Origin of the sequence: Georgenia sp. EYE_87, assembly GCF_023148685.1 — a bacterium.
In the GTDB taxonomy this organism is placed as follows: domain Bacteria; phylum Actinomycetota; class Actinomycetes; order Actinomycetales; family Actinomycetaceae; genus Georgenia.
Map to the genome: position 1 here is coordinate 1 of NZ_JAHXNL010000004.1, position 10,583 is coordinate 10,583.

General features: G+C 74.2%; 8 protein-coding genes. 4 read left to right on the forward strand and 4 right to left on the reverse strand.

The window, feature by feature from the left end:
- The first annotated feature begins 314 nt into the window (after nt 1-314).
- The 3 genes from KZX45_RS07975 to KZX45_RS07985 are packed head-to-tail and all read left to right on the forward strand — an operon-like array spanning nt 315 to nt 3,744.
- On the forward strand, nt 315-1,340 hold the full coding sequence (locus KZX45_RS07975; protein ID WP_248257201.1) for an ABC transporter ATP-binding protein: 1,026 nt from the start codon (nt 315-317) through the stop codon (nt 1,338-1,340).
- Nucleotides 1,337-2,326, forward strand: a complete 990-nt coding sequence (locus KZX45_RS07980; RefSeq protein WP_248257202.1) for an ABC transporter permease subunit — start codon at nt 1,337-1,339, stop codon at nt 2,324-2,326. The genes KZX45_RS07975 and KZX45_RS07980 overlap by 4 nt, the downstream gene beginning before the upstream one ends.
- 35 nt (nt 2,327-2,361) lie before the next feature.
- Complete coding sequence (locus KZX45_RS07985) at nt 2,362-3,744, forward strand: CoA transferase (protein ID WP_248257203.1); 1,383 nt, start codon at nt 2,362-2,364, stop codon at nt 3,742-3,744.
- A gap of 119 nt (nt 3,745-3,863) precedes the next feature.
- Here KZX45_RS07985 and KZX45_RS07990 read toward each other — a convergent pair whose 3' ends face one another.
- The 4 genes from KZX45_RS07990 to KZX45_RS08005 all read right to left on the reverse strand — a co-directional run bounded on the left by KZX45_RS07990 (nt 3,864) and on the right by KZX45_RS08005 (nt 8,774).
- Nucleotides 3,864-5,804, reverse strand: a complete 1,941-nt coding sequence (locus KZX45_RS07990) for a discoidin domain-containing protein (RefSeq protein ID WP_248257204.1) — start codon at nt 5,802-5,804, stop codon at nt 3,864-3,866.
- Nucleotides 5,805-5,932: 128 nt separating this feature from the next.
- The gene (locus KZX45_RS07995; protein WP_248257205.1) at nt 5,933-6,991 is read right to left on the reverse strand and encodes a Gfo/Idh/MocA family protein; all 1,059 of its coding nucleotides are present in this window, start codon (nt 6,989-6,991) and stop codon (nt 5,933-5,935) included.
- Complete coding sequence (locus KZX45_RS08000) at nt 6,988-8,025, reverse strand: Gfo/Idh/MocA family protein (protein WP_248257206.1); 1,038 nt, start codon at nt 8,023-8,025, stop codon at nt 6,988-6,990. The genes KZX45_RS07995 and KZX45_RS08000 overlap by 4 nt, the downstream gene beginning before the upstream one ends.
- Nucleotides 8,022-8,774: a FadR/GntR family transcriptional regulator gene (locus tag KZX45_RS08005; protein WP_248257207.1), complete on the reverse strand. Its 753-nt coding sequence runs from the start codon at nt 8,772-8,774 to the stop codon at nt 8,022-8,024. The genes KZX45_RS08000 and KZX45_RS08005 overlap by 4 nt, the downstream gene beginning before the upstream one ends.
- A gap of 83 nt (nt 8,775-8,857) precedes the next feature.
- Here KZX45_RS08005 and KZX45_RS08010 point away from each other — a divergent pair, with 83 nt between their 5' ends.
- Nucleotides 8,858-10,471, forward strand: coding sequence for an ABC transporter substrate-binding protein (locus KZX45_RS08010; protein ID WP_248257208.1), 1,614 nt, complete (start codon nt 8,858-8,860; stop codon nt 10,469-10,471).
- Nucleotides 10,472-10,583: the final 112 nt, after the last annotated feature.

The following is a 10,583-nucleotide window of genomic DNA, read 5'->3' on the forward strand; positions in this document are numbered from 1 at the left end:
TCCCCGTATCTGCGGGCCGCCACCTGTTGGCTTCCCGCCCAGTTCCGGGACCGGTATCGGACCGGCCCTTCTTCCTTACGGGACAAACGTAGGTCCGGACAATCCCGACGAACCGGGACAGAGGTCCCGGCCTGTCAGGGGAGGTGGGCGTGCGGTCCCGGCTCCGTCCGCCCTGCCGTCCGCGGCTGCGGACCGGCGTGTCCGGCGTCGCCCGTCCGGTTCGCCGATAGCATCCGGCGAGGTCAGGACGTCCCGGTCCGGGACGCGTCGGCGGGATCGGGACGTGCCGGCAGCCCTCCGAGCACGGGAGCGCGATGAGCGAGCTGGCGATCGAGACGACGGCACTGCGCCGGACCTACCGCGGCCGGGGCGGAGCCCGGGTGGGCGTGGAGGGGCTGGACCTGCGGGTCCCGCAGGGCGGCGTCCACGGGTTCCTCGGGCCGAACGGGTCCGGCAAGACCACGACGATCCGCATGCTGCTCGGCCTGGTGCGCGCCGAGTCCGGGTCGATGCGCATCTTCGGCCAGGAGATCCCGGCGCGGCTGCCCGACGTGATCGGGCGGGTGGGGGCGATCGTGGAGTCGCCGAAGTTCTTCCCCACCTTCTCCGGGCGCCGCAACCTCGAGCTCCTGGCGGGCGCGATCGGCGCGCCGCGCGCCCGCGTCGGGGAGGTGCTGGAGGCCACCGGCCTCGCCGACCGCGGCCGCGACCGCTACAAGGGCTACTCCCTGGGCATGAAGCAGCGGCTGGCGATCGCCGCCACGCTGCTGAAGTCGCCGGACCTGCTGATCTTCGACGAGCCCACCAACGGGCTCGATCCCGCGGGCATCCGGGAGATCCGCGAGACCATGCGGCGGCTGGGGGAGGAGGGCCGGACCGTGCTGGTCTCCAGCCACATCCTCGCCGAGGTCGAGCAGGTGGCCGACACCGTCTCGATCATCGGCCGCGGCCGGCTCCTCGCCGAGGGGCGGGTGGGCGACGTGATCGGCGAACGCGGGATCACCGCGGTGCGGGTCGGCGTCCCGGACCCCGCGGCCGCCGCGGCGGTGCTGACCACAGCCGGCCTGCGCGCCCGTCCCGACGGTCCCGTCCTGCGGGTCCGCGGTGTCGAGGACCCCGCCCGCATCACCGAGCTGCTCGCCCGGGAGGGCATCTACGTGCGTGAGCTCACCCCGCTGCGCGCCGACCTCGAGCAGGTCTTCCTCGACCTGACCACCGGCGAGGGGCCCGGCCAGGCGCCACCGGGCGGCAGGCACGCCGGCCGGGACGGGCGCATCCCGCCCCCGCTCCCGTCGGGCCAGCCGGTCCCCGCGACGGTCGAGGGCGGTGAGCCCCGATGACGCGGCTGCTCCGGGTCGAGCTGCGCCGGCTGTTCTCCCGGCGGCTCGTCGTCCTCGCCACGGCCGGCGCCGTCGTCGTCACCGGCATGCTGCTGCTCGGGTTCTGGCAGTCGTCCCAGCCGATGTCATCCGCGGAGCGTGCGCAGGCGCAGACGGAGTACGACCGGGCGCGGGCGGACTGGGAGGAGAACGGCGAGGAGTACCTGGCCCAGTGCCTCGCCGACCAGGAGCTCGAGCGGGACAGCACCGGCCGGGACGCCGACTTCGCCTGCCAGGACATGGAGCCGAAGGAGGAGTGGTTCCTCCGCCCCGCCCCGCCGCTGGAGGAGTCCCTGCCCGGCGTCCTGACCGGCGGGGCCTTCCAGCTGCTCTTCCTGGCCCTCCTCGTCGGCGCGACGTTCACCGCCGCCGAGGCCAGCACCGGCTCGCTGGGCAACTGGCTGACCTTCGAGCCGCGCCGCCTCCGGGTCTACGGGGCGAAGCTCCTCGCGGCCGCCGTCGGCGTGCTGCCCGTGACCGCCGTCCTCCTCGGCGTCACGGTGGCGGGGGCGTGGGCGGTCGCCGGCAGCCTCGGCCTGGCCGGAGGGATGACCTCGCAGGACTGGTCCGACGCCGCGGCCACCGCGGGGCGCATCCTCGCCCTCTCCGCCGTGGTCGCCGCCGTCGCCGCCGCGCTCGGGTTTCTCCTGCGGCACACGGCCGCCGTGCTCGGGGTCGCCGTCGGGTACATGGTGGTCGTCGAGCTCATGCTCGCGGGCTACCTCGAGCGGCTCCAGCCCTGGCTGGTGGTCAAGAACGTCGACGGCTGGATCAGCCGCGGCACCACCTACTACGTGAGCACGTGCACCACGGACAGCACCGGCACCCTCTGCGAGTACACCGAGAGAGCCCTGGCGTTCGGGCACTCGGCCGTCTACCTCCTCGTGCTCGCCGCGGTCCTCGTCCTGGCCGGTGCACTGGTCTTCCGCCGTCGCGACGTGGTTTGACCCCCGTGGGACCGCCCGCCGTGGGAATGTGGAGCATGGGTGACCGATGGGTCCCCTGGCCCGTCCTGCCGGGCGGCCCCGGGGGAGATGCAGCACGCGCCGACGACGGCGAGCCGCGCGTGGTCGGCCCGCGCCGGTGGTGGGCCGGCCCCCTCGACGTCGAGGGCCTGGCGGTCGGTTCGGTGGTCGCGTGCGCCCGGGCGGCGACGCGGCTCGGCCGGCTCCGCGGCCGGGCGCCGGCGATCGTCGTGGACAGCTCCGACGTCGCCGCCTCCTTCGCCTCGTTCCGGCACCTGCGCGTGGACGGGCGCGAGGTCGTCGGCTTCGCCCCGCTGTCGCGGTTCTTCGCGGCCGCCGACGGCTGGGTGCGCTTCCACGCCAACTACCCGCACCACCGCCGGGCGCTCCTGGAGGCGCTCGCGATCGACCCCGGTCTGCCGGACGACGCCGCCTCCGTCATGGTGGGGGCCGCCGTCCGGCGCGAGAGCGCGCACACGCTCGAGACCCTCGTCCGCGCCGCCGGCGGCGTCGCCGCGGCCCTGCGCACGCCCGAGGAGTGGCTCGCCCACGAGCACGGCGCGCTCGTGGCCGCCGCCCCGCTCGTGGACGAGCGGCCGGCCGGGGGAGCTGGCCGTGCGCTGCCGCCGGCGGCCGACGGGCCGATGTCGGGCCTGCGCGTGCTCGACCTGACCCGGGTCATCGCCGGCCCCACCGCCACCCGGACGCTCGGCGCGCTCGGCGCCGACGTGCTCCGCGTCGACCCACCAGACCGCCCCGAGCTCCTCGACCAGCACCTGGACACCGGGTTCGCCAAGCGGTCCGCCCAGGCCGACCTCGCCGACCCGGGTGCGCGCGCGCGGGTGGAGGAGCTCCTGGGGGAGGCGGACGTCCTCGTCACCGGCTACCGCCCCGGCGCGCTCGCCGCGCTGGGGCTGGGGGCGCAGGAGGTCCTCGGGCGGCACCCGCACCTCGTCGTCGCGGAGCTCTCCGCCTGGGGCGACCGCGGGCCGTGGGGGCGCGAGCGCGGTTTCGACTCGATCGTGCAGGTCGCGACGGGGATCGCGCACCGCTACGCCACCTCCGGCCCCGGCGGGCTGCGCCCCGGCGCGCTGCCCGTCCAGGCCCTCGACCACACCGCCGGCTACCTCCTCGCCGCGGCGGTGATGGACGGCCTCGCCGAGCGCGCGGACCACGGCGGGCGGGCCGTGCGCCTGAGCCTGGCTCGCGTCTCCCACGAGCTCCAGGGCCTGCCGGTGCCGGACGCCGAGGCGGGCGAGGCGGTGGTGCGGACGTCGACGACGGGGTCGGAGTACGGCCCCCTCGTCCACGTGCCGCCGCCCCTGGCGGTGGACGGGGTCCGGCTGGCCTTCCCCGCGCCGCCGCGACCGTACGGAGCGGACGAGCTCGCCTGGCGGTGATCACGAGGCCCGCACGCGGCGGGACGACGAGGCCCCGGCCGCCAGTGGCGGCCGGGGCCTCTTCCGGGCCGGGTGGCCCGGGTCGGCCGGCTCTCCCGGCCGGCCTCAGGGTCGTGGCGTCAGCGCACGCCCTCCACGTTCAGCTCCGCCACCGAGGCCCACCGGTCCCCGCCGATCGAGCTCGTCGCGACGAGCCGGACGTACCGGGCCTCGGTCGCGTCGAACGCGACCCGCTGCGTGGCGTTGCCGGGCGCGAAGGTCCCGGTCGTCGCGGGCACCCAGGTGCTGGCGTCCGTGCTCGTCCAGACCTCGTAGCCGCCGATCCGGCCGTTGGTGCCGCTCTGCCGCGGCGTGTAGTGCAGCGCCCAGATCTCGTGCTCCGCGCCGAGATCCACCGTGAGGTGGTGCGGGTAGCCGGGGGCCGGGGACACCGACCAGGCGGAGTGCCAGTGCGTGCTCGCGGCGCCGTCGATCGCCTGGGCTGCTCCCTCGCCGGAGCCCGGGTTCTCGCTGGAGACCTCGGCGATCGAGAAGCTGCCCTGGTCGAGCAGGCTGACCTCGACGTCGAAGGTCCTGGACGTCGACGTCCCGTCCGAGCTGAGCGTCGCCGTCACGGTGTAGCCGCCGCCGACGGCGCCGGCCGGGACGCTGACCGTGGCGGTCGCGGTCGCGGTCGCACCCGGGAGGAGGTGCGGGACGGCCGTCCCCTCCAGGACCCAGCCCTCGGGGAGGTCGAGGTCGAGCTCGGCGTGGGGCAGGGCGCGCCCGCTCTGGTTCTCGATCTGCACGTCGACCTCGAAGGTCTCGCCGCGGTCGGCGACGACGTCCGCCACGGTGAGCGGTGCCGCCAGACCCTCGAGCCAGGCGAGGTTGAACTCGGCGAACCGGATGCCGTTGTGGCCGGGCTCGTAGAGCAGGCCGACGTTGCCGTTGGGCAGGGTGGCGAGGGTGGAGTAGGCCATCTCGCCGGGCTGGAAGACCTTCGCGACCGGCCAGGTCTCGCCGTCGTCGAAGCTCATGCGGATGGTGCCGTTGGCCCGCGAGGTCTGGGAGCCGGAGTTGGAGAACAGCAGCACCTTGGCGCGGTCGGAGCCTTCGGGGGCGTTGGGGTAGGCGCGGACGATGGAGGCGTTGTTGGTCGGGTCCGGCAGCTCACGGTCGATGGTGACCTCGCCGTAGGTGACGCCGCCGTCCTCGGAGATGGCGACCTTGCGGTAGCCCGAGCGGTGGGAGTCGCGCGAGTTCAGCATGACGCGGCCGTCGGAGAGCTCGACGGTCTTGTTCTCGTCCATGCCGACGCCGACGGGCTCGCCGACCTGCCAGGTCTGGCCGTGGTCGTCGGAGTAGACCGAGACGGCCTGGAACGTGCCGACGGCGTTGATGATCGTGAACTGCTGGATCAGCCGGCCGGCGTGCTCGCCGTACTTGAGCTGGATGCCCTGGCCGGAGGCGGCGAAGCGGGAGCGCCACCCGAGGTCGGCGGTGACGTCGGCGGTGATGACCTCGTGCTCCCAGGTCTCGCCGTCGTCGTGGGAGACGCTGACCTCGGCGTGCAGGACGTTGCGGGCCTCGGGGTCCACGCCGGGCTGGGAGTTGCCGAAGCCACGGTCGAAGGACTTCACGTGGAAGTTGAAGACGTCCCCGGTGTGCCGGTCGACGATGTAGCTCGGGTCCGAGTAGCCCTCGATCGGCGCCTCGACCTTGCCCTCGTGGACGAAGGTCTGCTCCTCCCACGTCACGCCGCCGTCGGTGGAGCGGCGCTGCAGGATGGAGTTCGGGCCGGGGGCGTCCCACGCGGTGGGCCGGCCGTCGTAGGAGGCCAGGATGTCGCCGTCGTTCGTCACGGCGAGCGCCGGGATGCGGTAGTTGGGGAACCCTCCCTCGCCGCCGACGGCGAGGTCCTGCTCGGTGTAGAAGGGCTCGCCCGCCTGCGGGGGCGTCGCGTCGAAGTCCGGGGCCGGCGCGGTCTGCGCCTGAGCGGCCAGGGGCGCGGCGCACGCGAGTGCGACGGCGAGGGTGAGCGAGGCGGCCGAGAGCCGCCTCGAACGAAGGAGTGACATCGATGTCCTTTCGATCCTGACGCGGCGGGAGGTCCGCCGGGCCGCCCCGAGCGTATGACGTCTGATGTCTGATGTAGAAGTTGCGCCCCTGGCAGGTAGCTGCCGTGGCAGCAGGTGCCCCTCGGTGCTCAGCGCACGGGCACGACGTCGCCCGCCTCGAGCGAGCGATAGGCGGCGTCGATGACCGCCATCGCCGCACGGGCGTGCGTCGCCGTGTAGTCGGGTACCTCCCCGGCGAGCAGCGACCCCACCACGTGGGCGAGGTAGGCCGCCAGGGCCACCTGCCCCGCGTCGGCCGCCAGCGTGGTACGGCCGGACGCGCCGAAGTGCGACACCGCCGGGACGTCGTCGTCCGCCACGGCGTGGCCGTGCGAGCCGAGGATGCGCACGGACGAGGTGGTGGGCGTGCCGCCGGGTGCGTAGGGGACCCGCCCGAGCGTGATCGTCGCGGTCACGCCCCGCTCCAGCTCGAGGGTGATGACGGCGGAGTCCTCCACGCCGGCCGAGCGGTGCGCGGGGGAGAACAGCGAGCCGGCCAGGGCGTGCACCTCGAGCGTGCGCAGCCCGGTGAGGAAGTGGGCGGCGTCGGCGCAGTAGCCGAGGAAGTTCATGATCTCCCCGCCGCCGGACAGCGCCGTGTCGACCACCAGCTCCGGCCGCTCCACCGAGGTGGTGAAGTGGGCGCCCGAGGCGAAGAGCTCCAGGTCCAGGTGCCGCGGCAGCCCGAGGTGCCCGGCGTCGACCCAGCCGCGCGCCCGGCGCAGCGCCGGTGCGTGGGTGCGGTTCACGACGGCGCACACCCGACCGGCCCGCGCGGCGGCGGCGACGACGGCGTCGGCGTCGGCGAGCGAGGTCGCCAGGGGTTTGTCGACGAGCACGTCGACGCCGGCCTCGAGGGCCGCGACGGCCAGGCGGGCGTGCCGGGTGGGCTCCGAGCAGACGACCACCAGGTCGGCGACGTCCGGGTTCAGCACCGCGGCGACGTCGTCGGTGTACCTGACCTCGGCCCGCTCGGCGGCGCGGCGGGAGTCGGCGCGCACCCACTCCGGGGCGTCCGCCTCCTCGGCGACGGCGACGAGCTCGACGCGGGGGTCCGCGCGGAGGAGGCGCAGGTAGTCGGCGGCGTGGCGCACGCCGGAGGCGAGGGCGACGCGCAGGGGAGCGGCGGGGATCGGGCGGTCGGTCATGCGAGGGCTTCCTTCCCGGCGACGCCGGAGCGGTCGTGTCCGGCGATCTCGTCCACGTGGACGCGCCGGCCGGTGACGAGCGAGCGCTGGGCGGCCAGCGCGCCGGCGAGGGCCACGCGCACCTCGGCGGTCCGGACCACCGGCTGGGTGCGTCCGCGGACCACGTCGACCCAGTGGGTCAGCTGCGCGCGGAGGGCGCCGTCGAGGGAGACGGGGGCCGGGCGGGCGGCGTCAGAGACGAGGCCGGGCTCGTCCTCGGTGGAGTGGCGCAGCGTGCCCTCGGTGCCGACGAGCACGACGCGGCGGAGCATGTCCCCGCGCTGGCGCAGGGCGTAGCACAGCTCGAGCGTGGCGAGGGAGCCGTCTGCCGTGCGCACCTGCACGTGGAAGCTGTCCGGAGAGTCCATGTCGGGGGAGAAGGTGCGGAATCCCCGGGTGAAGACCTCCTGGGGCGCGGAGCCGAGCAGCCAGGTGGCGGCGTCCATGATGTGGGTGCCGTTGTGCACGGGGTGGCCGCCCGAGAGGGCCGGGTCCAGCTGCCAGCTGCGCCAGCCGCCGGGCCAGGCGTGGCCGGTGTACCAGGTGAGGTGGGCCAGCCGCGGCTCGCCGATCCGCCCGGCCCGGGCGGCCTCGGCGAGGGCCCGGACGGAGGGCTGGAAGCGCACCGTCTGCCCGACCATGAGGGTCAGGCCCCGCCCCTCCGTGGCCGCCACCATGGCGTCGAGCTCCGGGAGCGAGAGCGCGGCCGGCTTGTCCACGTGGACGTGCTTGCCGGCGTCGCCGGCGGCGACGGTCCACGGGCCGTGGCCGGGGGTGGCGTTGACCACGTCGACGGCCTCGACCGCGGGGTCCGCGACCGCCGCGGCGATGTCCGTGGTGGCGCGGGCGCCGGGCACCAGGCGCGCCAGCTCCTCGGCGCGGTCGAGCTCCCGGCCGGCCACCCACCGCACCTCGAGCTCGGGGATCCCCGCCATCGCCAGGAGGTGCTCCCGAGCGAACGCGCCCGTCCCGACCACGGCGACCGGCAGCGTCATCGGGGCCGGACCTCGTCGAGCGTGCGCTGGAGGGGCGCGTAGTGGTCGACGACGGCGGTGCGGAAGGCCTCGACGTCGCCGGCCTCGGCCGCCTCCAGCATGTCGCGGTGCGCGCGGGCGGTGACGTCGAGGTCGGCGGGCAGCGAGAGGCCCAGGCGCGGCAGGACGGCGGTGTGGACGTCCCAGAAGGCGGTGACGAGCTGGCCCACGAGGGAGTTGTCGATGTGGTCCAGGAGCTCGGCGTGGAAGAGACGGTCCTGCCTCGGGAAGGTCTGCCCGGCGGCCGCGCTGGCCACCATCTGGTCGACGAGCTCGTGCAGGTTGGGGTTCTCGGTGCCCTGCATCGCGTGCACGATCCGCTCCGCCATCGACAGGTCGAGCGCCTGGCGGATCTCGACCACCTCGCGCAGCGCCTGCAGGTCGTCCCCCGGGCTGAGCACGCCGCGGAAGACGAGCGCCTCGACGAGGGCGTCGAGAGACATCTGCCCGACGAAGGTCCCGCGCCCGTGGCGCACCTCGACGATGTCGAGCGTGGAGAGCGTCTGGATCGCCTCGCGCACGCTGGAGCGCGAGACCCCCAGTCGGTCGCACAGCTCCGACTCCGTGGGCAGGTGGTCCCCGGGGCGCAGCCCGTGGGTGAGGATGTAGTCCTTGATCTGGTCGGCGGTGCTCGCCCGGCGCGACACCACGGGTGTACGCGTGGTGAACGTAGGCTGTCCTGCGGCTCCGGCAGGTGCGTTCGTCGTCATGTTTGACCCCTTCGGCTTCGACGTTCTAGTGTCATCGTAATACGTCAGACATCAGACGTCAGTCCCCCAATGGAGGGTAGGCAATGCACCGATCAGACTCAGCGCTCGCCGGCACACGCCGCGGGTGGAAGGTCGCCGCCGTCGGCACCACTGCGGCGCTCGCGCTCGCAGCCTGCGCCGGAGGCTCCGGATCCGAGGAGCCGGACGCCGCGGCGGGCGGCTCCGCCGCCGCCGGCGAGGTCAACCCCGACGCCGTCATCGAGGCCGGCATCTCCTACTCGCTCAGCGGCGGGTTCGACCCCATGGTGACCACCGGTGCGGTCACCGTCGCCGCCAACTGGCACACCATGGAGGGCCTCACCGAGCTCGACCCGGTGACCCGTGAGGTCTTCCCGGCGCTCGGCGCCGAGCTGCCCACGCAGGTCGACGAGACCCGCTGGGAGGTCGACCTGCGCGAGGGTGCCGTGTTCCACGACGGCGACCCGGTGACCGTCGAGGACGTCGTGTTCAGCTTCGAGCGCGTGCTCGACCCGGCGAGCGAGTCGCTCTACGCGGGCTTCATCGACTTCGTCGAGTCCGTCGAGGCCGTCGACGAGGACACCGTCGGCGTGAACCTCAAGTACCCGTTCTCGCTGGTCCCCGAGCGGCTCTCGGTCGTGAAGGTGGTTCCGCAGGACCTGGTGGAGAGCGACTACGAGGCCTTCAACGCCCTGCCCGTGGGCACCGGCCCGTACAGGATCACCTCGGCCACCCCGGACGACAAGATCACCTTCGAGCGGTTCGACGACTACACCGGCACCCGCCCCGCACAGGCCGCCGGCATGAACTGGAACCTGCTGTCCGACCCGGCCGCCCGCGTCACCGCCCTGAGCTCGGGCACCGTGCACGCGATCGAGGACGTGCCCTACATCGACCTCCCCGCCCTCGAGAGCCAGGTGGACGTCGAGTCCGTGCAGTCCTTCGGCCTGCTGTTCATGATGTTCAACACGGACAAGGCGCCGTTCGACGACCCGCGGGTGCGCCAAGCGTTCTTCTACGCGCTCGACATGGACAAGATCATCGAGACCGGCCTGCTCGGCAACGCCGCGCCGGCGACGGGCTTCCTCCCCGAGGACCACCCGAACTACCACGAGGCCTCGACCGTCTACACCTACGACCCGGAGAAGGCCAAGGCGCTGCTGGCCGAGGCCGGCGTGGAGAACCTCTCCATCAACCTCCTCACCACGGACACCGGCTGGGTGTCCGACGTCGCACCGCTGATCAAGGAGGACCTGGACGCGATCGGCGTGGACACCACCCTGGACATCGGCCAGTCCGGCGGTCAGTACACCAAGGTGGACGCGGGCGAGCTGGACGTGATGGTCGCCCCCGGTGACCCCTCCGTCTTCGGCAACGACCCCGACATCCTCATGCGGTGGTGGTACGGGGACAACGTGTGGTCCGAGAGCCGCTACCGCTGGAACGACACCGAGGAGTTCGCCCAGCTGAGCGGCCTGCTCGACCAGGCGGTCCAGACCGAGGGCGACGAGCAGCAGGAGCTGTGGAACCAGGCCTTCGACCTGATCTCGGAGGAGGTGCCGCTCTACCCGCTGCTGCACCGCCAGCTGCCCACCGCGTGGGACTCCGGCTCGCTGTCCGGCTTCGCGCCCGTGCCGCTGACCGGTCTGTCCTTCCTGGACGTCGGCGTCACCGAGTGACTCGGGGTGGGGGGGGGGCCCCCCCGGGCCCCCCCCCCCCCCCCCCCCCCCCGGCCCCCCCCCCCCCCCCCCCCCCCCGCCCCCCCCCCCCCCCCCCCCCCCCCAGACCCCC

Excerpts from the sequence above, each read along its gene's own strand:
- KZX45_RS08000 (WP_248257206.1), bottom strand. The coding sequence starts at position 8,025 with ATGACGCTGCCGGTCGCCGTGGTCGGGACGGGCGCGTTCGCTCGGGAG.
- KZX45_RS08010 (WP_248257208.1), top strand. The coding sequence starts at position 8,858 with ATGCACCGATCAGACTCAGCGCTCGCCGGCACACGCCGCGGGTGGAAG.
- KZX45_RS07980 (WP_248257202.1), top strand. The coding sequence starts at position 1,337 with ATGACGCGGCTGCTCCGGGTCGAGCTGCGCCGGCTGTTCTCCCGGCGG.
- KZX45_RS08005 (WP_248257207.1), bottom strand. The coding sequence starts at position 8,774 with ATGACGACGAACGCACCTGCCGGAGCCGCAGGACAGCCTACGTTCACC.
- KZX45_RS07975 (WP_248257201.1), top strand. The coding sequence starts at position 315 with ATGAGCGAGCTGGCGATCGAGACGACGGCACTGCGCCGGACCTACCGC.
- KZX45_RS07990 (WP_248257204.1), bottom strand. The coding sequence starts at position 5,804 with ATGTCACTCCTTCGTTCGAGGCGGCTCTCGGCCGCCTCGCTCACCCTC.
- KZX45_RS07995 (WP_248257205.1), bottom strand. The coding sequence starts at position 6,991 with ATGACCGACCGCCCGATCCCCGCCGCTCCCCTGCGCGTCGCCCTCGCC.
- KZX45_RS07985 (WP_248257203.1), top strand. The coding sequence starts at position 2,362 with ATGGGTGACCGATGGGTCCCCTGGCCCGTCCTGCCGGGCGGCCCCGGG.